This window comes from Herbaspirillum sp. 1130 (assembly GCF_017833835.1).
GTDB classification, from domain to species: domain Bacteria; phylum Pseudomonadota; class Gammaproteobacteria; order Burkholderiales; family Burkholderiaceae_D; genus Herbaspirillum; species Herbaspirillum huttiense.
Genome location: NZ_JAFICQ010000001.1, coordinates 1,578,135 through 1,603,858, shown reverse-complemented (window position 1 = coordinate 1,603,858; position 25,724 = coordinate 1,578,135). Strand labels below are relative to the sequence as shown.

24 protein-coding genes are annotated in these 25,724 nt (G+C 60.5%); 7 read left to right on the top strand and 17 right to left on the bottom strand.

Features of this window, described 5'->3' with window-relative positions:
• Positions 1-11: 11 nt before the first annotated feature.
• Together JOD78_RS07025 and JOD78_RS07020 are read right to left on the bottom strand one after the other, a co-directional pair.
• On the bottom strand, positions 12-713 hold the full coding sequence (locus JOD78_RS07025) for a response regulator (protein ID WP_209566946.1): 702 nt from the start codon (positions 711-713) through the stop codon (positions 12-14).
• Positions 704-1,738: a histidine kinase gene (locus JOD78_RS07020; RefSeq protein WP_209566945.1), complete on the bottom strand. Its 1,035-nt coding sequence runs from the start codon at positions 1,736-1,738 to the stop codon at positions 704-706. The genes JOD78_RS07025 and JOD78_RS07020 overlap by 10 nt, the downstream gene beginning before the upstream one ends.
• Positions 1,739-2,754: 1,016 nt before the next feature.
• Between JOD78_RS07020 and JOD78_RS07015 the strand changes: the two genes are divergently transcribed.
• Complete coding sequence (locus JOD78_RS07015) at positions 2,755-4,479, top strand: methyl-accepting chemotaxis protein (protein WP_209566943.1); 1,725 nt, start codon at positions 2,755-2,757, stop codon at positions 4,477-4,479.
• Between the two features lie 608 nt (positions 4,480-5,087).
• Here the strand turns inward: JOD78_RS07015 and JOD78_RS07010 are convergent.
• Entirely contained in the window at positions 5,088-5,495 is a 408-nt protein-coding gene (locus JOD78_RS07010; RefSeq protein ID WP_209566942.1) for a response regulator, read from the bottom strand.
• Between the two features lie 427 nt (positions 5,496-5,922).
• Between JOD78_RS07010 and JOD78_RS07005 the strand changes: the two genes are divergently transcribed.
• Positions 5,923-6,315: a response regulator gene (locus JOD78_RS07005; protein WP_209566941.1), complete on the top strand. Its 393-nt coding sequence runs from the start codon at positions 5,923-5,925 to the stop codon at positions 6,313-6,315.
• Positions 6,316-6,608: 293 nt separating this feature from the next.
• On the opposite strand, the gene JOD78_RS07000 is transcribed toward JOD78_RS07005, so the two are convergent.
• Both JOD78_RS07000 and JOD78_RS06995 read right to left on the bottom strand, forming a co-directional pair.
• On the bottom strand, positions 6,609-7,877 hold the full coding sequence (locus tag JOD78_RS07000) for an integrase family protein (RefSeq protein WP_209566940.1): 1,269 nt from the start codon (positions 7,875-7,877) through the stop codon (positions 6,609-6,611).
• 421 nt (positions 7,878-8,298) lie between these two features.
• Complete coding sequence (locus JOD78_RS06995; protein WP_121042105.1) at positions 8,299-8,871, bottom strand: FxDxF family PEP-CTERM protein; 573 nt, start codon at positions 8,869-8,871, stop codon at positions 8,299-8,301.
• A gap of 379 nt (positions 8,872-9,250) precedes the next feature.
• Between JOD78_RS06995 and JOD78_RS06990 the strand changes: the two genes are divergently transcribed.
• A complete protein-coding gene (locus JOD78_RS06990) occupies positions 9,251-9,601 on the top strand; it encodes a hypothetical protein (RefSeq protein WP_209566939.1) in 351 nt (116 codons plus the stop codon).
• Here the strand turns inward: JOD78_RS06990 and JOD78_RS06985 are convergent.
• The 4 genes from JOD78_RS06985 to JOD78_RS06970 form a co-directional block, all read right to left on the bottom strand.
• Positions 9,586-10,353, bottom strand: a complete 768-nt coding sequence (locus JOD78_RS06985; protein ID WP_034335090.1) for a MipA/OmpV family protein — start codon at positions 10,351-10,353, stop codon at positions 9,586-9,588. The genes JOD78_RS06990 and JOD78_RS06985 overlap by 16 nt on opposite strands.
• Before the next feature lie 152 nt (positions 10,354-10,505).
• Positions 10,506-11,618 carry an alkene reductase gene (locus JOD78_RS06980; RefSeq protein WP_209566938.1) on the bottom strand — a complete coding sequence of 371 codons (1,113 nt, stop codon included), beginning with the start codon at positions 11,616-11,618 and terminating at the stop codon, positions 10,506-10,508.
• Positions 11,619-11,772: 154 nt separating this feature from the next.
• Positions 11,773-12,618 carry a dienelactone hydrolase family protein gene (locus tag JOD78_RS06975; protein ID WP_245201992.1) on the bottom strand — a complete coding sequence of 282 codons (846 nt, stop codon included), beginning with the start codon at positions 12,616-12,618 and terminating at the stop codon, positions 11,773-11,775.
• 170 nt (positions 12,619-12,788) lie between these two features.
• The gene (locus tag JOD78_RS06970; RefSeq protein WP_134136089.1) at positions 12,789-14,309 is read right to left on the bottom strand and encodes a leucyl aminopeptidase; all 1,521 of its coding nucleotides are present in this window, start codon (positions 14,307-14,309) and stop codon (positions 12,789-12,791) included.
• 154 nt (positions 14,310-14,463) lie between these two features.
• Between JOD78_RS06970 and lptF the strand changes: the two genes are divergently transcribed.
• Genes lptF through JOD78_RS06955 form a run of 3 tightly spaced genes read left to right on the top strand, consistent with a single transcriptional unit; the run spans position 14,464 to position 17,158 of the window.
• A complete protein-coding gene (gene lptF / locus JOD78_RS06965) occupies positions 14,464-15,594 on the top strand; it encodes an LPS export ABC transporter permease LptF (RefSeq protein WP_134136088.1) in 1,131 nt (376 codons plus the stop codon).
• A gap of 1 nt (position 15,595) precedes the next feature.
• A complete protein-coding gene (gene lptG, locus JOD78_RS06960; protein ID WP_034335073.1) occupies positions 15,596-16,726 on the top strand; it encodes an LPS export ABC transporter permease LptG in 1,131 nt (376 codons plus the stop codon).
• Positions 16,727-16,774: 48 nt separating this feature from the next.
• A complete protein-coding gene (locus JOD78_RS06955; RefSeq protein ID WP_034335076.1) occupies positions 16,775-17,158 on the top strand; it encodes a CbiX/SirB N-terminal domain-containing protein in 384 nt (127 codons plus the stop codon).
• Positions 17,159-17,234: 76 nt separating this feature from the next.
• On the opposite strand, the gene JOD78_RS06950 is transcribed toward JOD78_RS06955, so the two are convergent.
• From JOD78_RS06950 to JOD78_RS06915, 8 genes are all read right to left on the bottom strand, one after another.
• Positions 17,235-17,606: a tRNA-binding protein gene (locus JOD78_RS06950; protein ID WP_209566937.1), complete on the bottom strand. Its 372-nt coding sequence runs from the start codon at positions 17,604-17,606 to the stop codon at positions 17,235-17,237.
• A gap of 5 nt (positions 17,607-17,611) precedes the next feature.
• On the bottom strand, positions 17,612-18,373 hold the full coding sequence (gene cobA, locus JOD78_RS06945; protein ID WP_121042094.1) for a uroporphyrinogen-III C-methyltransferase: 762 nt from the start codon (positions 18,371-18,373) through the stop codon (positions 17,612-17,614).
• Between the two features lie 37 nt (positions 18,374-18,410).
• Positions 18,411-19,742 carry a GTP-binding protein gene (locus JOD78_RS06940; RefSeq protein ID WP_121042092.1) on the bottom strand — a complete coding sequence of 444 codons (1,332 nt, stop codon included), beginning with the start codon at positions 19,740-19,742 and terminating at the stop codon, positions 18,411-18,413.
• Positions 19,742-20,677: a sulfate adenylyltransferase subunit CysD gene (gene cysD, locus JOD78_RS06935; RefSeq protein ID WP_034335061.1), complete on the bottom strand. Its 936-nt coding sequence runs from the start codon at positions 20,675-20,677 to the stop codon at positions 19,742-19,744. The genes JOD78_RS06940 and cysD overlap by 1 nt, the downstream gene beginning before the upstream one ends.
• A 49-nt stretch (positions 20,678-20,726) precedes the next feature.
• On the bottom strand, positions 20,727-21,458 hold the full coding sequence (locus tag JOD78_RS06930) for a phosphoadenylyl-sulfate reductase (protein WP_039784892.1): 732 nt from the start codon (positions 21,456-21,458) through the stop codon (positions 20,727-20,729).
• Between the two features lie 30 nt (positions 21,459-21,488).
• The gene (locus JOD78_RS06925) at positions 21,489-22,016 is read right to left on the bottom strand and encodes a DUF934 domain-containing protein (protein ID WP_121042090.1); all 528 of its coding nucleotides are present in this window, start codon (positions 22,014-22,016) and stop codon (positions 21,489-21,491) included.
• Positions 22,009-23,706 (bottom strand): nitrite/sulfite reductase, encoded by a 1,698-nt coding sequence (locus JOD78_RS06920; protein ID WP_121042088.1) that lies wholly within the window; start codon positions 23,704-23,706, stop codon positions 22,009-22,011. Before JOD78_RS06920 ends, JOD78_RS06925 begins: the two co-directional genes overlap by 8 nt.
• A gap of 63 nt (positions 23,707-23,769) precedes the next feature.
• Positions 23,770-24,543, bottom strand: coding sequence for a sulfite exporter TauE/SafE family protein (locus tag JOD78_RS06915; RefSeq protein WP_121042086.1), 774 nt, complete (start codon positions 24,541-24,543; stop codon positions 23,770-23,772).
• 186 nt (positions 24,544-24,729) lie between these two features.
• On the opposite strand from JOD78_RS06915, the gene JOD78_RS06910 reads away from it, so the two are divergent.
• The gene (locus tag JOD78_RS06910) at positions 24,730-25,671 is read left to right on the top strand and encodes a CysB family HTH-type transcriptional regulator (protein WP_034333711.1); all 942 of its coding nucleotides are present in this window, start codon (positions 24,730-24,732) and stop codon (positions 25,669-25,671) included.
• The last annotated feature ends 53 nt before the right edge of the window (positions 25,672-25,724 follow it).

Genomic DNA, 25,724 nt, shown 5'->3' with positions numbered 1-25,724 from the left:
CGTGATGGGTTTTATTGCCCGAGCCGGGCCAGCAAAGCTTCGCGATAAGAACGGCTGCACGGTAGCTGGGTGCCATCTTTCAGGTGAACGAGGGCGTCCCCCTTGGCGCGTTGCTCCACCGACTCCACCATGGCCGTGGCAACTGCGATGCGTCGATGAATACGCACAAAATTCGTTTCCAGATCATCGAGGATGGATGCCAGTGTGCGCCTGAGCAGGAACGCACGGCTGCCCACGTGCAACTGTACATAATTGTCTGCACTCTCCAGCCATGTGATCTGCCGGCACTCGATCACATGATGCTGCCCGCGCTCAGTGACCACCAGTCGCACCGGAACCGTCAGGGAAAGCCCGGAAGGCTGCGTGGCTTGCCGCAATCGCGCTATCGTGCGTTCCAGCCGCAGTGGTTCGACCGGCTTGAGCAGATAATCGATGGCATGGGTATCGAAAGCACGCAGCGCAAACTGATCGTAAGCGGTGACGAAAACTAGGGCCGGCCCGTTATCGGGCAAGGATGCAGCCACATCGAATCCGCCAACCTCGGGCATTTGCACATCGAGGAAAATGACATCTGGTTGCAGCTCCGCAGCCAGGTCAATCGCCTGCCGGCCATCGGCTGCCTGTCCGGAGATCTCGACATCGGCAAATGCAGCGAGCATCCGCGCCAGCTTGGTACGAGCCGGGGCCTCGTCATCCACGATCATCACGCGCATGGCAGGCTCACCGTAACGCGCAGGCCAGTGGGCTGACGTAATGCCAGTTCCAGCTGCGCCCCCTGTTCATCGCGGGCCGACAGGCGCGACTCAAGGTTGCCCAGGCCGACGCCGTAGCGGGTCGGAAGTACAGTGGCGGGACCATCGTCTTCCACCTTGATCTCCAATGCCCCACTCGCGCGGACGGCGGCGATCCAGATTCGGATCATCGCGCTGCGCTGTTCGACCCCATGCCGGAAGCAGTTTTCCAGTAACGGCTGCAGGCAGAGCGTGGGCACCATGCACGCGCTGGCGGCTGGCTCTATGTTCCAGTGAATCTCCACCCGGCCGGCGAAGCGTTGCTCCATGATGTCCGCGTAGGCCCGCAGCAACTCGATCTCCTCGCCAAGTGTTTGTTCGGGGTGCTGACTGACGTCAGTGGTGGTCCGCAACAGGGTCGCCAGGCGTGTGAGCGTATGATCTGCTGCCTCCGGATCGGTGTGGATCAGGGATGAGACGGTATTGAGCGTGTTGAAGAGAAAATGGGGTTGCAACTGCTGGGTCAGTTGCATCAGTTGGGTTCGCCTTGCCAGGTTGGCCTGTTGTGCCGAGTGCAGACGTTCTTCGACCCAGGCCCGATAGGAGCGCAGTCCGAAATGCACTCCGCTGAAAAGACCAAAGAAGAGCAGGAACTTGGTCCCCTCGTAGGCCAGCAACTCGCCCCACGGAGCGTGGCGCAGGGGTTGTCCAAGCACCGCGTAGATGCCCAGCCGCAAGCCATACATGAGCGCAAAATAGGCCGGCATCTGCAAGGGCATCCAGCGCCACATGTGCAGGAACCAGGACATGGGTTGCTGAAGCAGATGATCGTAGCGGCACCCCCGGCGAGCCTGCAGGATGACCAGCAACGTTGCGGGAATGGCCGCGGTCGCGTAATCCACCACAGGCTGCCAGAGATGCGGGCGTCCCGACCAAAGGGATTCCTGCACCCCCAGCAGCAACATCAGTACCCAGATAGAAGCCCAGAGCAGCAACAGCTTTCTCACTCTGCTCCATTGGTTTGGGGTAGTTGGGCTCGGGACGACGTTCATGTTGGCGAAGAATGCGGGGGTGACCGAATTCTACGCCACACAGGAGGTCCATGTCGGGTCAGGCTCTGCGGCGTGCCGCCAACATGCGCTTTTGACTCAAATCCGCTGATGCTCTTTTCGACTCATCAGTGTTGAACAGTAATAGGACTGGCTTTGCAGAAGCGCCGATGGTGAAAAGCCACGAGGCTTAAAACCAAGCTTTGAAGGCACAGTTCACGGCCGAGAGCGCTCCCATGAAGAAGACTACGATGCGAAACTTTCTGACTGTGCTGATCGCCTTGCTCGCTCTGAGTGCCTGCGTCTCGGCACCGCGTGGTGCGGCGGAGCAATTCCCAGAGCGGGAGCGGTTCCCGGCCCCGCCGGAAGGAATGCGATCGATCCTAGCGTGGGAATGGTTGGGCAGACCTTCAACGAGCTATTGAGCGCTTCAGAGAGCGAATTGCAGCCGGTTCGAAACTGTGCGACTTGCTCAACAAGTGATCCTCAGGACCGGCCTGGCGTCCCCGCCGTGACCCTTACCCCGAGCTTCCCACGGATAGGCTCGTTTTCTTTGGTTCTGGCGGATTCGCTCATTCAGATCCCACGCACGAATATCGCGTGTCTGAGCCGCTATATCGACCGGGAGGTGAAATCAGTAGTTTTTAGTCAACTGACAATATTACAAGTTTTTATCTTCGTATAGAGTAATTATCAGTATTGGAATGGCGGTCACGCTAAAGCTCTTCTGTTCCCGGAAAATCGTCAGTGCTTGAATGGCAGTCAAGCGGTGTAAGAACATAACCAGCAATAGTCCTTGCAGGAGGAGATGTTGGCAAAAGACTGCGCGAGCTGTTGTTCCTGAAGTTCTACAGGGGGGAGGCGGTCCTTGTCTGGCGCGGCAATAGGTGGCTTATTGATAGCCGCGTTAGAGGTTAGCGACCATAGGAAATCAGCACCACACATCGCCAATACGCCTCTAGAAAGGGGGAAACATGTTCTCATCGCTTACTGTCGGCACAAGGCTTACCCTTGCATTTCTTTGTCTGGTCGTTGTCTCGTTGATCGGCAGCAGTATCTCTCTGTACAATTTTTCCAAGCTAGAAGACGCCAGTGCAATGAACGTCCATACCTATGAAGTGATGGGTGCGGCGGATGACATGTTGCTCAACTTGGTCAATGTCGAAACTGGCATTCGTGGCTACGTTGCGTCGGGAAATGAGGTGTTTCTTGCCCCATATAAGGATGGCCGTAGCAATTTTCGCAAGGTCTTCGAGAAGGCCAAATCGCTTACTGCGGACAACCCTACCCAGCAAAAGCGTCTGATGGAAATGCTCGATCTGACCGAGAATATCGAAGGTGTTGATCAGATGCTGATAAAACTGAGAAAAGAGGCGAATGCCAGCGCTTCGACACAGGAACTGCAAACCTATTTCGGCGCGTCCCACGACAAGATTTTTATGGATCGCTTCCGTGCCTTGCAGCGTGAATTCGTTCAGGCGGAGGAGTCACTCTTATCCGTCCGCAGCGAGATGGTTCAAACCTTGAGCAAGTCAACGCTGTGGACCCTTATCGCAGCAGGTGCGATCACGATTTTGTTGGCGGTCAGCGCCGGATTTACTATCACGCGCAGTATTCTCCGTGCACTGGGAGGCGAACCCGCTGATGCCGCAGCAGTGGCCAAATCCATTGCTGCGGGCGATCTGACCGTGGCCGTGGCGATCAAGGTTAACGACGGTACCAGTCTGATGGCATCGTTGGCCAGCATGAAAGATCAGTTGACCACCATAGTGCGGGGTATCCAACTGTCGGGTGAGTCTATCTCGGTGGCAGCAGGACAGATCGCTACCGGCAATACCGATCTGTCCCAGCGCACTGAGGAGCAAGCGGCCTCGCTCGAAGAGACTGCCTCCAGCATGGAGGAACTTACCTCTACGGTCCGCCAGAACTCCGACAATGCCAAACAAGCCAATTCCTTGGCCGAGAATGCTTCGGCTCTCGCGGTAAAGGGAGGAGACGTCGTGGGACGTGTCATTGGCACTATGAATGAGATTTCTGATAGCTCCAACAAGGTATCCGAAATCATCACCGTGATTGAAGGTATCGCCTTTCAAACCAATATTCTTGCACTCAATGCGGCGGTTGAGGCAGCACGTGCTGGCGAGCAGGGGCGCGGCTTCGCAGTCGTCGCTAGCGAGGTGCGCTCGTTGGCTCAACGTAGTGCAGCAGCGGCCAAGGATGTTAAGGATCTGATCACGCTTTCTGCCGAGCGAGTTGGCAGAGGCACGCAACTGGTCGGGGAGGCAGGGGAGACAATAAGCGAAGTGGTGCAAGCGGTTCGCAGTGTGACCGACATTATGAACGAGATCACTGCCGCCTCGTCCGAACAGACAACCGGAATTGAGCAGGTTAATCAGGCTCTCGGCCAAATGGATCAGGTCACTCAGCAAAACGCAGCTCTGGTCGAGCAGGCCGCCGCTGCGGCGCAAGCGATGTCGGACCAAGCTACCGAGTTGCGCGCTGCGGTTGGTGTGTTCAAGGTGACTGGGGGAGTGCCGGTGCAGACTTTGTCGGATCGTGGCGCGCCTAACTTAGCTCATGCGAAGAAAGCCATAATGTCTAAATCGCCCGCGCGGCTCGCACCCACGAAAAGCGAACTGATTAGAGCGAGCGCTTCACCTGTCAAGGGGAATTTCGATAAAGAGTGGGAGACGTTTTAGCGCTTGAGGTTTTTCGCCCATCGAGCAACGCTAAAAGCGGCACGCGGCTAACTGAAGAGCCCCCGGCGCTCTGCACCTGGGCTTTCTATTCGCCAAGTCCTTCTACTTGGCCGTCGGTATTGATCTGCGTAGGGCTGTGATAACGGGTCTTTACATTTGATTGCTTATAAAACAATTTTTGTGTCTCAAGTTATCCACTGTTTCTGTTGGCAATCTTGTGGATAAGCTCTCCAGTGACGCTATTCATCCTTTCGCCTACTGGCTGAGCTTTAAATTGCTTAAAAATTTAGCACTGGCGGCTAGTACGCGATTAGGATCGCCCGACAGTGGGAAAATTAGCGCCGCTTTGCGGGGTTTAGCATATGCACAAATTGCTTTCTTTCAGGCAATAAAAATCGGTCTTTGTTATAGTACCGGTGCTGGCGGTGGTATTCCCGTCAGCTACCCCATCCAGTAGTCACTGGACCTCCGGCCCACATTGCCTCCCCTCCTCAAAGCAATGTGGGTCTTTTTTCTTTGGACTTTTCCTGTATGGCATCAGTTGGCTCCGCCTGGGTCGGGAACACCGCGCGGATACGCATAGCGCAAGTCCTTCACGTCTCTTTGTTCTAGATCTCTATTAGATCGGAGTCGGCTGCGCCCTTTGTCTGCGCTTGGCGGACTGCAGCAACGATCTCTTCTAGCAGTGCGGGCTTCCACAGAAAAGCATCGAAAATGCCGAGCGACTTCCAAATGTCCGTCATCGGTGTGGCGCTCAGCAGTATGATGGGGATACGTCTCAGATGCATATCCGCCTTTACTGCCTGTGCAAACCTCACCCCATCCATGACGGGCATTCGTAAATCCGTGAGAATGACGTCCACATCTTGATACTCCAATGTTCTGAGGGCTTCTTGGCCATTGGCGGATATAAACACGCTGTATCCTTCCCCATCGAACACGTCAGCGAGTAGCAGCCGGACGTCCACCCTGTCCTCGACCACCAAAATCGTGCTAGAGGCAGTTTTGTTACTCATATCCTAACCTTCCAAAAATCACCCGGTGACGATAGGTGTCGAGGCACGTGTGAGGATTTGAGTGTATGTGGTAGTAAGCGGCGCTGCTATCGGAAAAATCCTGAATCCTCGCGGGATATCCGTCGGCCGCGTCAGAATCGGGGCGCAACTGAAGGCTGCCGCTGATTGTTGGGCCGAACGGGCCCTGGCTAGAGCAGATCAGCTTGATCAGCTAAGAAGAGAGAGATTCGGCTGATGAGCTTCGAAGAACTTCAGGGGAAATGCACAAATACTCACTTTGCCTCGCACGAGATGCTATTGTAGAGACAGTCGGATTTCATTGATTTGCCGAAAATACCGGTCAAGGCGTAGGGCTCGGATTACGGAGGAAGTCTTCTGTTTTCTCTCTGAAAGCAGTCTCTCCGATATTGAAGAAAGGTGCTGCGACATGCTAGGAGATCTAGGCCAGCCTATTACCATTCTCGTCGTGGAAGATGACCTGACTTTCCAACAAGTTATTGCATTTGGTCTGAAGAACTATGGATATTCCGTGGTTGCGGCGGGCAACGGAGCCGCCGCACTGGAGCTGGTGGCCGGCTGCAAATTCGATTTGATAATCACCGATCTGCTGATGCCAGTAATGGATGGATTGGACTTCGCTGCACAATTAAAAAATGAGCCTTCAACGTGCGGTATTCCTGTCGTACTTATGAGCGGACGAAAGCTAGATGCGAGGCTCGACGAAGATAACGTATTTGCAGCGATGCTGGCAAAGCCGTTCACCTTGGAAGAGTTGACCGGCCTAGTGGAGCGTTTCATTGGTGGCGCAAAAGCAGCTTAAAATTAATTTTACTATTACGTAGTCGTCACATTTCCCCTCAGCCGGAATTCGTAACCGTCATCGTCCCGGATGAAATTTAAGTTCCAGCGGGTCTGGGTGTTTGGATTGGATTTGTTCAGGGAAAAGGTCTAAAAAGAAAAATTGAAGATGGTGGCTCTCAAGAAATTGATGAGCCACTTTCTTTGAAGGCAGCAATGGTGGAAAGTGGTGATCAGGCAGAAGTGATCAAACGCCCGCACAATGCGGGCGTTCGTTTTGGTAGTGGTGGTTTGCTTCTGGCCGAGGCTCTGTTTTTACACAGCCTCGGCCAGAAACTTGGTGGGGTCTGGTGTTGGTGTCCCACTTTCGCAGGCGACTAGAAACTCCGCCCACTTCGATAGCGCCACTCGGCGCTCTGGGATCTCTTCACGAACGTCGTAGATGCCTTCCATGCCCCTGAGTTTATGATTCAGCGCGATTTCTGATATGGCACTGGAAATACCCATGTTTCGCATGTGTCCCTTCGCTGTGCTGCGCGTATCGTGAGGCGTGAATCGGGTTACAGAGATATCGCCGCGCTCAAAGGCTCTAGTGATGGCGGCCCATAGCGTAGTTGGGCCGACGTGGGTGTCTCCGCCTAGGTTTCGCCGACGCCTTTCTTGCCGAGCCGGAAGCAGATACTCTGACTCCCCGGACCACTCGATTAGAGCGCGAAACCACTCCGCCACAATTGGAACGATCGGCACCATGAAGCCGGATCTCGTCTTGACGTTCTCGTCTGGCACCCACCAAAGCCCTCGATCGAGGAAAATATGCTCCTTACGCGCCTTCGCCAGCTCAATGCCGCGCACACAGGTGGCTAATAGAATTCTGAAGGCCATCGCGTTTTCTTCGCCGATGAATTCGACGCCTCGTAAAAGGATGCGCAATTCCTCTTCGGTTAGCATCACCCGCTTGCGTACCGGTGGCCTTTTCCCCTTGAGTGCTGATAGCCGAATTCCCGTGCATGGATTTGCTGCGATGATTCGCAGGCCGCAGGCGTGGTCAAACAATTTGGAGGTCGAGGTGAGGATGCGCTTGGTGATGGTCCATGTACGGTTGCAGTCGGTCAGCATTCCGACTACGTCTTGCGGAGCTACACGATCAACCTGACGATTTCCCAAGTGCGGAAGCACTATCTGGTCGTAATCGTAGTTGCGATACTTGATTGTATTGGCCGCGTAGGAGGAAGGTAGCAAGATTTTTTCGCGAAAATCGGCCAAAAGCTCTTTCACGTTCCAGGCTGCTTTGGTGCGGTATTTTTCTTCCTGCTTCTCGATAGCCGGATCTCGGCCTTCATCCACGGCCACTCTAATGGATCTCGCTTTTTCCCGAGCTGCAGATAAGGACAGGTCCGGATAATTACCCAACGTCATCTCGCGCCGCTTCCCTTGGCGGATCCGATACCGCAAAATCCATGTCGCTGTGCCGGCTGCCGATAGGGTAAATGTCAGCCCATCCCCATCTGATTTGGCTATGGCCTCACCTTTGCTAATCCAGTTGCGGAGCTTGATGTCGTTGAGTAGGTGTGAAACTTTCGGCATTTGCGATCCCCTGGGTAGCTAGCCGCGAGCAGCTGACCTAGCTACCCACCTAGCTACCCGCTTTTGTTGCGATGTAGGGGAGCATAATGGCATGCTGTGAGACGAAAACTCAAGCCTGTAGAGGGGTTTCAGGCGATTGCAGATATGTACTGCAACGTAGCGAGATGCTAATTCAGATCGCAGGTGGCGATTTTCATGGGGACAATGCAGTGGTGAATCGGAGGCGGGCCGTGCGCATCATGGCCGATGCGTCGTGGACAATGGGCGACATCTTACCGCATTCACCAAGGCGGCAGGTTGGACGAGGTCGGCCGAGACCGAAGACTTCCTCCAAAACAGAAGGGGAAGGCCCTCGCAGACATTCCCCTTCGTTGTGCCATTGCCGGCCCGCAATCCGGGCCAAGCAATCAGATCCCGAGCATTACGCCGGCATCATCTGCGCATTCATCTGCGCCTTGTCACCCTTGTCACCCGCCTTGCGACGACGATAGGCCGCGAAGCCGATCAGGCCCAGGCCGCCGATCATCATGGCGGTGGTCGAGGCTTCCGGGACCGGTGCCACGCTGATGTTGCCGGCGAAGCTGCCGCCCGCCGAGCCCAGCACGGTGCCGGCCACCGACAGGGTGTACAGGCCGGAAGTCAGGCCATTGGTGCGCAGGCTGAAGATCTGCAGGTCACCGCCGGACAGTTGGGTGCCGGTGTAGGTCTGGCCGTTGCCGCTCAGGGTGAAGCTGTTGATGCCCACGCGCGAGAGGCCGTCCAGGGCGATCGACACCAGGGCCGAGGAAACCGACGCGCCGGCACCGCCGATGTTGAAGGTGAAGTTCTCCAGGAAGGTCTGGCCAGTGGTGCCATCGCCGAAGCGGGCGTTGAAGGTCGACGTGGCGTCGGTCCACACCAGCGTGCGCGTACGCTCCAGGTCCGCGGCGCTAGCCGAGGATGCCATGGCGACGAATGCGGACGCGACAAGGAAACTGCTCAACAGTTTTTTCATAAAAGACCTCTTTCCAGTTCGATTGATTGGTGGGTATTCGATTGGTATTTGATTGCGAAAGCACTGCAAGGGGGATAGCGATCCGACAGGTTTTTTTATTGGTGTTGGCGAGGCCGGAATCCTGTCTCTGTTTGTGATATTTGTTCATCGAGACGGAGTGAGAATAATGGAAAAATGCCAACGTTAGCAATAAATTATTACGCTTTTCCTGTCACTCCTGTTGTGATGTAGGAATCCATGAAGCCGCGCCGGTAAAGGGTTTCCGACGAAGTATGGATTCTCTTGAGGCAATTAGTTTGGATGCGGAAACTAAGTTTTTAGGGCAACATGAACTCCTTCTCATGGGCTGAAAAACAGGACGAAATTTGCGTCAGAAAAAGTGACGCATGAACATATTCGGGAACTATTTACGCAAAGGAAGCGCGGCCGTAATGCTCAGGATCACGCGAAAAAAATTCGCAAGGAAGTCCAGCTCATCCGTAGAGAAAAAGTGCGCTGTGCGCAGAGCGCGCTTCAGCGGAACGTGACGATCCTTGACTACATCACAGCGCGCGTGCAGCAGCGGCAAGCGAGGACATCAGAAGACAACGAAGAGAAGAAGAGAAGAAGAGAAGAAGAGAAGAAGAGAAGAAGAAAAATCGGGAGAGCAGGTACGGCAGCGCCGCTACCTGAAGCCGGGCAACGCGCCGTCTTCAGGCAGGGAGGAGAAGTGTCTTACTTGAAGCGATAGCTGACCGCCACGATGGCGGTGTCATCGGTGTGACGGCGCACCAGCGGACTGTCGGCCACCGCGTTGTCCAGCCATTTGCGGCGCAGGTGCAGGTTGAGGTGCCAGTCGCCGGTCAACGGGACATCGGCGGCCAGACCCAGGGTCGGGCTGGTGGACGCACCGGCGCTGTACTGGCGCAGGCCGCTGGCGGCCGCTTCGCTGGAAGTGACGCCGACGAAGTAATCGTTGTAGCTGCCGCTGCGGTATTCGACGCCGAGCTGCGGATAGAGGGTCACCGGACCCAGGTCGATCTGCGCCGCATAGATGGCCTCGGCCAGGGTGCCATGCGACTTGTTGAAGTCACGGAAGACGTTGAGGAAGAAACCGCCGATGGGCGTTTCCTGATAGGTACCGATGCCGAGCGGAATCGGATCCGAACGGCGCTGCAGGCCCCGCTGGGCATCGAAACCGTCCAGGCTCACGCGCCCGGCCAGTTCCAGATAGCCGTAGCCCATGCGCACGGTCTTGACGCCGAAGGTGTCGAGCCGGGCAAAGAAGCGCCCGTAGTCGGCATAGGCATAGGGCAGGACGTGGTTGCTGCGGTCGGCATCGGGGCCGTTGCGGTCGACGCGGTAGACGCCTGCGCCGATGTCACCGGTGAGACGGTCCTGCAGTTGCAGGGGATCGGGCGTGGTGGTTGCCGGAGCGGCTTGCTGAGCCAGAACGGGGAGGGCGCAGCAGGCCAGCGTGAGCATGGCGAGTATGTTTTTCATGTTGGGCAGTGGAGTGGGGGGAGCAAGCGGCATTGTAGCGGTCAGCGGGGCGCTGCGGCATCCGCTCACGAAAATGGCCTGCCGCGCAGGCAGGCCATGGCTGTCATGGGCAATTGGCGCCGGACGCAGGCGGCCCGGCACGGTTCAGTGCATCAGGACTGCTGCAGGGTCGGGTAGTCGGTATAGCCTTCCGCACCGCCGCCATAGAGCGTGGCCTGGTTGATCTCGGCCAGCGGTGCGCCGGCCTTGAAGCGTTCCACCAGATCCGGATTGGCGATCCACGGGCGGCCGAAGGCGACCAGGTCGGCCAGATTGCGGTCGCGTGCCTTCACCGCCATCTCCAGGTCATAGCCATTGTTGGCGATGTAGATGCCCTTGAAGAGATCGCGCAGGATCTGCAGGTCGAAGCCACCTTCGACTTCGCGCGGGCCGCCGGTGGCACCCTCCACCACGTGCAGGTAGACCAGCTTGTAGCGGTTCAGCTGCTCCACCACATAGCTGAAGAGGGCCTTGGGATCGCTGTCGGCGATGTCATTGGCCGGGCTGATGGGCGACAGGCGGATGCCCACGCGCTCGCTGGGGATCACCGAGGTCACCGCTTCCACCACTTCCAGCAGCAGGCGGGCACGGTTCTCGATGCTGCCGCCGTAGTTGTCGGTGCGCTGGTTGGTCTTGTCACGCAGGAACTGGTCCAGCAGGTAGCCGTTGGCGGCGTGGATTTCCACGCCATCGAATCCGGCCTGCAGGGAGAGTTGCGCAGCGATCTTGTATTGCTCGACGATGGCGGGCAATTCAGAGGCATCCAGTGCGCGCGGTTCCACGAAGGGCTTGAAACCGCTCTCGGTGAAGGCATTGCCTTCCGGCTTGATGGCCGAAGGCGCGACCGGCAGCGCGTTGCCGGGTTGCAGGTCAGGGTGCGAGATGCGGCCCACATGCCACAGCTGCAGGAAGATGCGGCCGCCCTTGGCGTGGACGGCGTCGGTGATCTTCTTCCAGCCGGCCACGTGCGATTCGTTGTAGATGCCCGGGGTCCAGGCGTAACCCTTGCCCTGTGGCGAGATCTGGGTGGCCTCGGCGATGATCAGGCCGGCACCGGCGCGCTGCGCATAGTATTCGGCTGCCAGTTCGGTGGGCACGTCGCCCGCCTTGGCACGGCTGCGGGTGAGCGGCGCCATGACGATGCGGTTCTGCAATTGCACCGCACCCAGCTGCATGGGCTTGAAGAGGTCACTGTGAAGATGGGCATTGGTATTGGCGTTGGCCATGCTGATCCTTTCTTGTTGGCATTCGTTGGAATGAACTGCGTCGACCTTGCTACCGACCACGGCGGGGTTGGTAGTGTTCCGGAAAAAGTTCACAGTCTAGAGGGGAACCCGCAGCCTTGCAGGCGGTCGCTGCGGCTTTGCTGGCCAGCAATGTTCAGCGTGAAATCTGGTCCAGCCAAGGCCCCAGGCGGGTCTGCGCATCCTGGCGCGCAGCGCGGTTGGCCTCGACCGACTGGCGTGCACGGCCCGGGTCGTCGAAGTCATGTGTGGCCCCCGCATAGAGCGTCACCACCGGCGGCGGTGCCTGGCGCAGGCGGATGGACTGGCGCAGGACGCGCTCGCAGGTCAGCGGCGAGACTTCCTCGTCGGCGCTGCCCAGCAGCACCTGCATCGGTTTGTCGAACTCGGGGTGGGACGACAGTAGGGCCTGCTTGCCGCATCCCGGATAGAACACCAGCGCGGCGGCGAAGGAGGGCGCATCGTCCGCCGGCCGCGCAGCCTGGCGCTGCATCACGTTCAGTGCCGTGCTGCCGCCATTGGACCAGCCTTGCAGCATGATGCGGCGGACATCGACTTCGCTGCGCGTGGCCAGCCATTGCAGCGCTCCTTCCGCGTCCAGCGGCCGAACGGTGAGTTCATTGACGGCGGCGCGTTCGGGCGCGCCATGCGTATGTCGGCCAAAGCCGTGGGCCACGCCGCGCGGGCCGAAACTGTCCACCAGCAGGACCACGTAGCCGCGTGCCAGCCAATAGCGCGTCCAGTCCAGATGGCGTGCCGTCAGCGTGCTGGCATCGCAGGGCGAGGGGATGGCCGGGCCGATCTGCGTGCAGGCCGCATTGACGCGGGAGGAATACAGGCCGGCGCGTCCATGCAGCAGCACGATGGCCGGATGCGGGCCGGCACCGAAGGGATCGTAGAGATAGCCGGTGAGGGTGGTTTTACCGTCAGATGAAGGAAAACGCACGGTCTGTGCGGGCGGCATCGGCGCGTCTTGCGCCATGGCCGGTCCCGGCAGGATCAGTCCAGGGCTGGCAACCAGCAGTAAAAAGATGAAAAAAAACCACCGCAACACGGCGTGCTGCGGTGGTCTTGCCAGGGCGGCGTCCGGGGCGGTCCGCGACAGGAGAGTGGTCATGGCGTGGCCGGTTCCGTCTCCGTGCCGCAGGCCCATCAGGCGCGTGCCGACTTGGCGCGTGCCTGGTTGAGCAGCCAGGTCGTCAGCAGCGGTACCGGGCGGCCGGTGGCGCCCTTGGCCGCGCCGCTCTTCCAGGCGGTGCCGGCGATGTCCAGGTGGGCCCAGGTGTACTTGCGGGTGAATCGCTCCAGGAAGCAGGCTGCCGTCACGCTGCCGCCGGGCTGGCCGCCGATGTTGGCGATGTCGGCGAAGTTGGACTTCAACTGCTCTTGGTAGGCGTCCTGGATCGGCATGCGCCAGGCGGTATCGCCGCTTTCCTTGCCGGCCGCCAGCAGGGCGTTGGCCAGCTGGTCGTGGGTGTCATCCTCGCGGGTGAACAGGCCCGTGTTGTGATGGCCCAGGGCCACCACGCAGGCACCGGTCAGGGTGGCGATGTCGACCACGGCAGCCGGTTTGAAGCGTTCCACATAGGTCAGCGCGTCGCACAGGATCAGGCGGCCTTCGGCGTCGGTGTTCAGGACTTCGATGGTCTGGCCGGACATCGAGGTGACGATGTCACCCGGCTTGGTGGCGCGGCCCGAGGGCATGTTTTCGCAGGTCGGGATGACGCCGATGACGTTCAGTTTCAGGCCCAGTTCGGCGATGGTGCGGAAGGTCCCCAGCACCGAGGCGGCACCGCACATGTCGTACTTCATCTCGTCCATGTTCAGGCCCGGCTTGAGGGAGATGCCGCCGGTGTCGAAGGTGATGCCCTTGCCGACCAGCACCACGGGTGCATCCTTGGCCTTGCCGCCCAGGTGCTTCAGGACGATGAACTTGGGCGGCTGGTCGCTGCCGTTGGTGACCGACAGGAAGCTGCCCATCTTGAGCGCTTCGAGCTGCTTGCGCTCCAGCACTTCCACGCCCAGCTTGAATTCCTTGGCCAGTTTCTTGGCGGTCGTGGCCAGGTAGGTCGGGGTACAGACGTTGCCGGGCAGGTTGCCCAGTTCCTTGGTCAGTGCCATGCCGTTGGCCAGCGCCACGGCCTCGCCCAGGGCGGCCTTGGCGGCAGCGCCTTGCTCGGCGGCGACCAGCAGGGTGATCTTCCTGACGCCGGTGGGCGCCGGGTCCTTCTTGCTCTTCATCGTGTCGGAACGATAGACGGCGTCACGGCCGGCCAGCACCACGGTGCGGATGGCCCAGTCCAGGCCACGGCCCTTGATGCCATCGAAGGGCAGGGCCAGGGCGGCATCGTCACAGCCCAGGGTGGCCAGGGCGCGCACCAGGCCGCCGCTGGCAGCGGCAAAGTTCTTGTCAGCGCCCTCGTCTTCGTTGCCCAGGCCCAGCAGCACGATGCGTTCGGCGGCGATGCCGGTCACGCCGCGCAGCAGCAGGGTCGAGCCCGGCTTGCCGGAAATGTCGCCCGACTTCAGCGCGGCGCTGATGGCGCCCAGCTTGTCGAGGGCACCGGCGGCCTTGGACAGCTTGCGGTTTTCATAGATGCCAACGACCAGTGCGCCGGTCTTTACGCCCGTCAAGGCGTTTTTTGCGTCCAATGTTTTTGTGCTAAAGTCCATCGTTCGTCCTTTATATGAATTACTTGGCGATTATAGAGCCCATTTCGTCGCGACGCGCGCATGAGTTCTGTCAGGTGAGCCAGCCTCGGACACGATGCCGGGCACCGGCCATCCCTACAACGATCCCGACACCAGAAACCAAGCCAGCATTCCCATGATTTTCCAACGCGCCCTACGACGCGAACTGACCAGCACCGCAGGTGGGGTCTTCACTACGCTGTTCACCATCACGCTGACGGTGATGCTGATCAAGATCCTCGGCCAGGCCGCAGGCGGCCAGGTTGCGTCGCAAGACGTGCTGGCCCTGATCGGCTTCCAGTCGCTGAACTACATGCCCATCATCCTGATCCTCACCGGGTTCATCTCGGTGCTGCTGGTGATGACGCGCAGTTACCAGGATTCCGAGATCGTGGTCTGGTTCGCCTGCGGCATGTCGCTCACGCGCTGGATCGCGCCGGTCATTCGCTTCGGCTGGCCCATCGTGGCCCTGGTGGCGGCGCTGTCCTTCGTGGTGACGCCCTGGGCCAACGAACAGAGCAGCGAATACCGCAGCCGCTTCGAACAGCGCGAGGACATCGCCCGCGTCTCTCCCGGCAAGTTCCAGGAGTCGGCGGCGGCCAACCGGATCTTCTTCGTCGAGGGTATTTCCGGCGATGCCTCCAAGGTGCGCAACATCTTCGTCAACACCATCAACGCCGATGGCAAGAACAGCGTGGTCGTCGCCAAGGAAGGCGAGACCCAGATCGATCCTGATGGCGAGAAGTTCGTGGTCATGAACAAGGGCCGCCGTTACGATGGCTCGCCCAGCCTGCCGGATTTCCAGATCGTCGATTTTGAACGCTATGGCCTGCTGATCGGCAACCAGTCGCAGAGCGCCGCCGGTGAACGCTCGGCGCGCGCCTTGCAGATGAAGGAACTGCTGGCCAAGCAGGACGGCTATGCGCGTGGCGAGCTGCTGTGGCGCATCGCCCTGCCGCTGATGGCGCTGGCGCTGATGCTGCTGGCCATTCCGCTGTCCTTCGTGAACCCGCGCGCCGGCCGTTCGCTGGGGCTGCTGGTGGCCTTGCTGCTGTTCGTCGTCTACTCCAATACGGTCAGCGTGTTCCAGGCTTCGGTGGCGCAGCAGCGCATGAGTTTCGTGATGGCCTGGTGGCCCGTCCACCTGATCGTGGTGGCGCTGATCGTGGGCATGTTCGTCCTGCGCCTGAACATCAATCATCCCTATCACCCATCCCGGATGTGGAGCCGAGTGCGCCGCGCCCTGACGTTCAAGCGCGAGGCCTGAGATGAGAGTCATCCAACGTTATTTCACTGCCGAGATCACGCGCTCGGTGCTGTTCGCACTGGCGGCCTTCCTGGCGCTGTTCGCCTTCTTCGAGATGATGGGCCAGCTGGAGCAGGTCGGCCGCAATGGCTACAAGCTGCAGCAGGCGGTGTTCTATGTGCTCATGGGCTTGCCCGGCAATGTCTATGAACTGATGCCGACGGCGGTGCTGATCGGCACCATCTACACGCTCTCGCAACTGGCGGCGCGCTCGGAATTCACCATCATGCGCGTCTCCAGCATGTCCACCGGCATGGCGGCCAAGGTGCTGCTGCGCATCGGTGTGGGCTTTGCGGTGCTGACCATCGTGTTCGGCGAACTGATCGCGCCCAAGGCGTCCGAGTGGGCCGAGAAGCTCAAGCTGCAGGCGCAGGGGGCATCGATGTCTTCGCAGTTCCGCTCGGGCATGTGGGCCAAGGACGTCATCAAGGACAACGGCCTGGAAGGCAACGTCACCGGCAGCCGCTTCATCAACATCCAGACCGTGCAACCGGATGGCCGCATCGAAGGCGTCAAGCTGTACGAGCTCGATACCGACTTCCACATGGCGCGCATGGTCGTGGCCAAGGATGGCATCTATGAGGGCAATCATCAGTGGGTGCTCAACGACGTGGTGCAATCGGACTTCGTCGGCGGCAAGGACCGCAAGATCACCGAGCCGGTCAAGACTGTGAAGCTGCCGCAGCTGAAGCTGGTGTCGGAAGTGACGCCGGAAATTCTCTCGGTGCTCTTCGCCGATCCGGACCGCATGTCGGCTTATGACCTGCTGGCCTACACCAAGCATTTGGAAGCCAACAATCAGCGCACCGACCGTTACGAAATCGCGTTCTGGAAGAAGATCGTTTATCCGCTGTCGATCTTCGTGATGCTGGCGCTGGCCTTGCCGTTTGCCTACCTGCATTTCCGTGCCGGTGGCGTGAGCCTGAAGATCTTCACCGGCATCATGATCGGCGTCTGCTTCCAGCTCATCAACAGCCTGTTCTCCCATCTGGGGCTGCTCAATACCTGGCCGGCCTTCATGACCGCGGCCTTGCCCAGCCTGCTGTTCATGGTGCTGGCCATTGGCGCGCTGTGGTGGGTGGAGCGGACCTGAGTTCGTCCTGCGATTTCGTTTATTTAGCCTGAAAGACTGCTGCACATCATGAGCCAAGCCACTTCCCAAAGCCTGATCCTGTTCGCCCACGGCGCTCGCGACCCTGCCTGGGCTGCGCCTTTCGAGCGCCTGCGCGCGCTGACGCAGGCGGCCATGCCGGGGACCAGCGTGGAGCTGGCCTTTCTGGAACTGATGCAGCCGGACCTGCCGACTGTGGCGGCGCGGCAGATCGCCGCCGGCAGCCGGCGCGTGACCGTCATTCCGGTGTTCCTGGGGCAGGGCGGCCACGTTCGCCGTGATCTGCCGGAACTGCTGGAGCAATTGCGCCAGGCGCATCCGGGTGTGGACGTGCGCACCGTCGCTGCAGTTGGCGAGGATGAGGCGGTGTTGCAGGCGATTGCGGCGTATTGCGTGGGGACGGTCAATAGCTGATCCGGCGGTCAGCACTCCTGGATGCGACGATGGCCCGGAAACGGGCCATCTTTTTTTTGGGGGGGCCGTGAGCCCTTCAGAACAGGCGAGCGCCGTTGGGCACGGCCTGGTCGGGCTTGAACAACACCACCTCGCCCTGGGCGGCAGGAAAGCCCAGCGTCAGGACTTCTGACATGAACTTGCCGATCTGGCGCGGCGGGAAATTCACTACCGCCGCCACCTGACGGCCGACCAACTGCTCCAGCGTGTAGTGGGTGGTGATCTGGGCGCTGCTCTGGCGCACGCCGATGCCCGGGCCGAAATCGATCTTCAGTTTGAACGCAGGCTTGCGTGCTTCAGGGAAGGCGTCTGCGGCGATGATGGTGCCGATGCGGATATCGACCTTGAGGAAGGCCTCGAAATCGATGGCAGCAGCTGCAGGGGCGGCAGGGTCGTGGAGCAGGTGCATGAACTTCAGTCCCGATCCGCCAGCGCCGGCCCGATCATCACCAGCACCGGCCCGCTGCAGGCTTGCAGTCCGGCCTCCAGACCGGCCAGTTGCAGATGGTAGATGTGCTCGTCAGGACGGCTGCAGTTCTCCACCACTACGACCGGCGTATCGGGCGCATGGCCCAAAGCCAGCAAGCGCTGCGCCGTGGCCGTGGCTTCGCGCCCGCCCATGTACTGCACCAGCGTATCGCCATTGGGCATGCGCACTTCATCCGGCTCGTCCACACCCGTGCTGGAGGTGAACAGCGAGACGCTGCGCGCAATCCCGCGCCGCGTGAGCGGACGCTTGGCGGCCGAGGCGGCGGCCAGTGCGGCAGTGATGCCGGGGACGATTTCGTAAGGGATGTGGTTGGCTTCAAGCGCCCGCATCTCTTCATCGGCACGGCCGAAGAGCATGGGGTCGCCGCCTTTGAGGCGTACTACGCGGCGGTACTGCTGCGCGGCTTCGACCAGCTTCTGGTTGATGACCGGCTGGGCCGTGGAGCGCTGGCCGCTGCGCTTGCCCACCGACACCTGCACGGCTTGCGGACACAGTGCCAGGATCTCTTCGGTGACCAGGGCATCGTGCAGCACGATGTCGGCCTGCGCCAGCAGGCGTGCGGCGCGTACCGTCAACAGGTCAGCGGCCCCGGGGCCGGAGCCGATCAGCCACACCATGCCCGGATGCTCCGGGCTGGGGGCGGGTGAATCGGAAGAAGGTGAAGTCGCTGCCTGTTGGGTGGCCATGGCCTGGTCGAAGAGACGATTGCGGATCGAAGGAAATTCAGTCGATCCGAATCATACCAGCGGCCACTGTCTGGTGGCTCACTTCGTCGATCAGGATGAAGGCGCCAGTGGCACGGATGTCCTGGTAGGCATCGGCCGCGATGGGCTGCTGCACGTTCACGCTGATGCGGGCGATGTCATTGAGCTTGAGCGTATCGGCGGGACGGCGTTCCTGGGTGTTGATGTCCAGCAGCGTATCGACCTTGGCCACGCGCGCGGCCACCTGCTTGGTGGTGTGCTTGAGCCAGTACTTGCGGCGCAGGTCCAGCGGTTCTTCGGAGAGCCAGCAGACATCCGCGTTGATGGTCTTCAGGATGGTGGACGGCTGTGCCTCGGCGGCCAACAGGTCGCCGCGCGAGATGTCCAGGTATTCGTCCAGCAGGAGGGTCACTGACTGGCCGGCCGTGGCCGATTCCAGTGAACCGTCCAGGGTCCGGATGTCCTTGACGGTGGCGCTCTGGCCGCTGGGCAGTACTACCAGCTTGTCACCCTTGGCCACCTTGCCGGCTTCGATGCGGCCCATGTAGCCACGGAAGTCATTGGCTTCATGGCCGTTGTGGCGCGCCACCAGCTGCACCGGGAAGCGGAAGGCTTCCTCGTGCGCATCTTCATACACCGACAGCGACTCCAGCAGGGTGATCAGCGTCGGACCCTGGTACCAGGGCATGCGCGAGCTGGCCTCCACCACGTTGTCGCCGGCCAGCGCCGACAGCGGGATGGCGTGCACATCCTTCAAGCCCAGTTGCTGCGCGAATTGCTGGTAAGCACCGACGATGCGTTCATAGACGGTCTGGTCGTAGTCCACCAGGTCCATCTTGTTGACGGCCACGATCACGTGCTGGATCTGCAGCAGGTGGGCGATGGTGGAGTGGCGCTTGGTCTGGGTCAGCAGTTCCACGCTGCCATCCTCGCCCAGCTTCACCTTGGACACGTCCACCAGGATGATCACGGCGTCGGCAGTCGAGGCACCGGTCACCATGTTGCGGGTGTACTGCTCATGGCCCGGGGTGTCGGCGATGATGAACTTGCGCTTGGGGGTGGCAAAGTAGCGATAGGCCACGTCGATGGTGATGCCTTGCTCGCGCTCGGCTTCCAGGCCATCGGTGAGCAGCGACAGGTCGACCGTGTCGCCCACGGTACGCTTGTGCTTGGCGCGCGAAATGGCATCGAGCTGGTCGGCGAAAATGCCCTTGCTGTCGAACAGCAGGCGGCCGATCAGGGTGCTCTTGCCATCGTCCACGGAACCGGCGGTGATGAAGCGCAGCAGGCCGCGTTCGTGCGGTTGCGCGGAGGCCTGGGCCAGTTGTGCTTGGGTTGCGGCGGCGTTCATCAGAAATATCCTTCCTTCTTGCGTTTTTCCATCGAGGCTTCGGACGTCTGGTCGTCCATGCGGGTCGCGCCGCGCTCGGTAATCTGGGTCACTGCGGTCTCGGCGATGATGGCTTCCACGGAAGCGGCATCGGAAGACACCGGGCAGGTGCAGGAGATGTCGCCCACGGTGCGGAAGCGCACGACCTGCTTCTCCACGGTCTCGCCTTCGCGCGCCGGGGTGAGGTCGGTGAGCGGCACCAAGAGGCCATTGCGCGGAATCACCTCGCGCTCATGGGCAAAGTAGATCGAGGGCAGGGCCAGCTTTTCGCGGGCGATGTACTGCCACACGTCCAGCTCGGTCCAGTTCGAGATGGGGAAGACGCGCATGTTCTCACCCGGATGCACGCGGGTGTTATACAGGTCCCACAGCTCGGGGCGCTGGGCCTTGGGGTTCCATTGGCCGAATTCGTCGCGGAAGGAAAAGATGCGTTCCTTGGCGCGGGCCTTTTCTTCATCACGGCGCGCGCCGCCGATACAGGCGTCGAACTTGAATTCTTCGATGGTTTCCAGCAGCGTCACGGCTTGCGCGGCGTTGCGCGAATCGGTTTGCGGGTTGCGCAGGCGCACGGTGCCGCGCTTGATCGAATCTTCCACCGAACGCACCACCAGGCGCTCGCCCAGTTCAGCGGCGCGGCGGTCACGGAATTCGATGACTTCCGGGAAGTTGTGGCCGGTGTCGATGTGCACCAGCGGGAAGGGGAACTTGCCGGGACGGAAGGCTTTCTCGGCGATGCGCAGCAGCACCACCGAGTCCTTGCCGCCGGAGAACAGCAGCGCCGGGTTGCTGCACTCGGCCGCGACCTCGCGCATGATGTGGATGGCTTCCGATTCCAGCCAGTCGAGGTGACGGTTGCTGGCGTTGTCCAAAAAGAGGGTGTCTACCGCAGTGTTCATGCCGGACCTTCCGATGCGTTGCTTGTTGTTGCTTTGATTGAATTCTGGTTCAGCTCGCTGCATGCGCCTTGATGCGCACCAGCTTGCCGTCGACCACGTGCAGGCCGCATTCCTTGGAGTCGGGGTTCTCCCACCACCAGCGGCCGGCGCGGATATCTTCACCGGGCTGGATGGCGCGGGTACAGGGCTCGCAGCCGATGGACGGGTAACCTTGGTCGTGCAGCGGGTTGTAGGGCACGTCGTTGGCGCGGATGTAGTCCCACACGTCCTGTTCGGACCAGTCGGCCAGGGGGTTGAACTTCTCCATGCCGTGGGCTTCGTCCCGTTCCTGCACGTGCAGCTCGGCCCGCGTGACCGATTGCGCGCGGCGCTGGCCGGTGACCCACGAGGCCTTGCCCTGCAGGGCGCGATTGAGCGGCTCCATCTTGCGGATGTGGCAGCACTCCTTGCGCAGTTCCACGCTGTCGTAGAAGGCGTTGGCGCCGTGCTTCTGCACGTAGGCTTCCACCGCCTCAGGCTGGGGACGATAGGGCGCGACCTCGTAATCGTAGGTCTCGCGGATGCGGTCCAGCATGCCTACGGTTTCCTTGTGCAGGCGGCCGGTTTCCAGGGTGAAGATGCTGATGCGATCCTGCAGCTGGCCGCGCAGGATCAGGTCGGTCAGCACCATGTCTTCGGCCGCCAGGCTGGAGGCCAGCGCCGCCGGGGCGTACTCGGCGGCGATGCGTTCCAGCGTGGCCTGGGTCTTGGCGATGAGTTCTTGCAAGCCTGGGGTAGCCATGGGCTGTCCTTCCTTCTTCACGATCGCGCCTCAGTCGGCGGTCTGCACGGTTTCGCGCTTGACGCGGCGGAACAGCGGGTTCTTCTCGTCCCAGGAGGTCTGGTACTTTTCGGAGAAGTCGGTCAGGCCCTTGACGGCATCGTGGATGTTCTTGTCGGCACGCACGGCGAAGGCGTCGAAGCCCACGCGCTGCATGTAGAACAGCTGGTCGCGCAGCACGTCGCCGATGGCGCGCAGCTCGCCGGTGTAGCCCAGGCGGGCACGCAGGTTGTAAGCGATGGAATAGCCACGGCCATCGGCGAACTTGGGGAAGTCCACGGCCACGACCTTGAAGCTGTCCAGCTGGCCTTTCAGTTCTTCCGGACGTTCATCGCTGGCCAGCCAGACGCCGATCTCGGCGCGCGACTTCAGGGCATCGCCCTGGGCCTGCCACACCTTCAGCGGCACGATCACGCGGCCTTGCGGCACGGTCACGGTTTCTGCGGTCTCGCCTTCAGCCAGGCGCAGGACGGTCCAGTCGTCGCTGACGACGGTCTTGTTCTTGATGATTTCAGGCATTTGCGTCTTCTCCTGCGACATACTCGGCCGAACGGATCGGCGTTGCGTAAACGAATTCCTTGAACGGGGTCACACCGATGCGGCGCACGGTGTCGATGAAACGTTCTTCCTCGGTGCGCTGCTTGACGTACACCTGCAGCAGGCGGTCGATCACGGTCGGCATCTGGGTGGCCGAGAACGAGGGGCCGATGATCTTGCCGATCGAGGACTCGTTGCCCTGGGCGCCGCCCAGCGACACCTGGTACCACTCGGAACCATCCTTGTCCACGCCCAGGATGCCGATGTTGCCCACGTGGTGGTGGCCGCAGGCGTTGATGCAACCGGAGATGTTCAGTTCGATGTCGCCGATGTCATGCTGGAAGTCGATGTTCTCGAACTTCTCGGCAATGGCCTGGGCGATCGGGATCGACTTGGCATTGGCCAGCGAGCAGAAGTCGCCGCCGGGGCAGCAGATGATGTCGGTCAGCAGGCCGATGTTGGGCGTCGCCAGTCCATGCGACTTGGCGGCCTTCCACAGGGCATACAGGTCGGATTGCTTGACGTCGGCCAGCACCAGGTTCTGTTCGTGGGTCACGCGCAGTTCGCCGAAGCTGTATTGATCGGCCAGGTCGGCCACGAAGTTCATCTGGTCGGCAGTGATGTCGCCTGGGGGCACGCCCGGCTTCTTCAGCGACAGGATCACGGCAGCATAGCCGGCCTGCTTGTGCGCCTTGACGTTGCGCTTGATCCAGTTGGCGAAGCCACGGTCTTCGGCCTTCAGGCGTTCGTATTCCGCATCCACGGCCGGCAGCGTTTCGTAGGCCGGATCGGTGAAGAACTTGGCCACGCGCTGCAGTTCTTCTTCGGTCAGGGTCGAGGGGCCATCCTTGATGTCGGCCCATTCGGCTTCGACCTGGCGTGCAAACTCTTCAGGGCCGATGGCCTTGACCAGGATCTTGATGCGCGCCTTGTACATGTTGTCGCGGCGGCCGTACTGGTTGTAGACGCGCAGGATCGCTTCGAGGTAGGACATGGCGTGCTTCCAGGGCAGGAAGTCACGGATCACGCTGCCCAGGATCGGGGTGCGGCCCATGCCGCCGCCGACCAGCACGCGGAAGCCGACTTCGCCAGCCTCGTTCTTGATGACGTGCAGGCCGATGTCATGCACGGCGGTCGCGGCACGGTCTTCGGCAGCGCCGCTGATGGCGATCTTGAACTTGCGCGGCAGGTAGGCGAACTCGGGGTGGAAAGTGCTCCACTCGCGGATCAGTTCGGCGTAGGGGCGCGGATCGACGATTTCGTCGGCGGCCACGCCGGCCAGTTCGTCCGAGGTGGTGTTGCGGATGCAGTTGCCGGAGGTCTGGATGGCGTGCATTTCCACGCTGGCCAGTTCGTCCAGGATATCGGGAGATTCTTCCAGCTTGATCCAGTTGAACTGGATGTTCTGGCGGGTGGTGAAGTGGCCGTAGCCGCGATCGTACTTGACGGCGATCTCGGCGAACTTGCGCAGTTGCCTGGAGGCCAGCATGCCGTAGGGAATGGCGACGCGCAGCATGTAGGCGTGGCGTTGCAGGTAGAGCCCGTTTTGCAGGCGCAGGATGCGGAATTCGTCTTCGATGAGTTCATCCGACAGGCGCCGACGCACCTGGTCCCGGTATTGTGCGACTCGCTCTTTGACGATCAGGTGATCGTATTGGTCATAGCGGTACATCTTGTCTTCCCTGTTAACGTCTTATGGGCGACCGGATCAGGGTGCGCCCGATTGAAAATGAGCCTACCAAATCAGCTTGACTGCAACGCTCGTCAGCGTAATGGCCAGCAGGCCGCGCAAGAATTTCTCCGGCACCGCTCGCGCCGCGAGCGATCCGATGGTGATGCCTGGCACCGATCCCAGCAACAAGGTCGCCAGCAGTTCCCAGTTGATCGAACCCAGCCACCAGTGGCCCAGCGCCGCAATGGCGGTCAGCGGCACGGCATAGGCAATGTCGGTGCCGGCAATCTCCGCCGGAGACAGGCGAGGATACAGCAACACGAGCAAGGTCGCGCCGACGGCACCGGCACCGATGGAAGAAATGGTCACCAGCGTGCCCAGCAGGGCACCGGCGGCGATGGTGGCGTTGGCCAGCGTGGCACCCTGCAGCTGGCGTTGCGGATGGGCATTGAGCCAGGCTTGCATGCGGGCGCGGAAGAGCAGGGCCACCACGGTCAGGAACACCGAGATCGCAATCGAATAGCGGATGGTCAGCGCGATGCCGTCGCTGACGGCGCCGAAGTGCTTGAGCAGCAGCGTGGTCACGAGGGCCGCGGGCAGCGCACCATAAGAGAGCCGGCGCACCACATCCCAGCGTACCGTACCCTTGAAGCGATGGGCCAGGGTGCCGGCGGTCTTGGTCGCGGAGGCAAAGGCCAGGTCGGTGCCCACGGCCACCGAGGGATGAATGCCGAACAGCAAGGTCAACAGCGGTGTCATGAGCGAGCCGCCACCGACCCCGGTCAGTCCGACCAGCAGTCCAACGGCAAATCCGCTTACTACATAAGAAACAGTCATAACACCTCGCCCATTAGTCTGCGAATCGTAATAAACTTATGTTTCAAACCAAACTACATAGTATTTATTTGCTTATATACGCCTTTGGCATATGGAAATGCGCCAAACGAGGCAGGTAAGGCCGGTGAGGCCAGCAAGGCAGGCGCGGTGCGCCGCCATACCAGGTAGAAGCGAAGGAATTCCCTCATGAATCTTCATCAATTCCGTTTCGTTCGTGAAGCGGTAAGGCAGAACTTCAACCTCACGGAGGCCGCCAAGGCCCTGTATACCTCGCAGCCCGGGGTCTCCAAGGCCATCATCGAGCTGGAGGAGGAGCTGGGCGTGGACATCTTCACGCGCCACGGCAAGCGTATTCGCGGCCTGACCGAGCCGGGCCGCGCGGTGCTGCGCTCGGTCGAGCTGATCATGCAGGAAGTGGATGGCCTCAAACGTATCGGCAAGGAATTCGCCGCCCATGACAGCGGCAGTTTCACCATCGCCACCACCCACACCCAGGCGCGCTATGCGCTGCCCAAGGTGGTGCAGGCCTTCACGCAGAAGTATCCGAAAGTGCATCTTTCCTTGCTGCAGGGTAACCCCAAGCAAATCACCGAGATGGTACGCAACGATCAGGCGGATATTGCCATCGCCACTGAAGCGCTGGCTTCAGGCGAGGGCCTGGTCTCGCTGCCTTGTTATCAGTGGGAGCACGTGGTGGTGGTGCCGCCGGATCACCCTTTGCTGCAGTCCAGAAGCCTGACGTTGGAAGAGATTGCCGGCAATCCCCTGATTACCTACGATTCCGCTTTCAGCGGCCGCAGCAAGATCGACCATGCCTTCTCGCTGCGCCAGTTGAAGCCTGACGTGGTGCTGGAGGCCATCGATGCCGACGTCATCAAGACCTACGTGGAGCTGGGCATGGGCGTGGGCATCATCGCCGGCATCGCCTTCGATGCCGAGCGTGACCGTGGCCTGCGGGCCATTCCGGCCGGCCACCTGTTCGGCACCAATGTCTCGCGGGTTGCCTTGAAGCAAGGGGCGTATTTGCGGGGATATGTCTATACCTTCATTGAATTGCTGGCACCGACCCTCAATCGCAAGCTGATTGCGCAGGTCATGGAAGGCGAGAAGGACATGTATGAACTTTAAGGCGTAAGGCCCGGCGCCGAGCAGTGCGCCAGGCCTGAAACAAAACGGCCGGA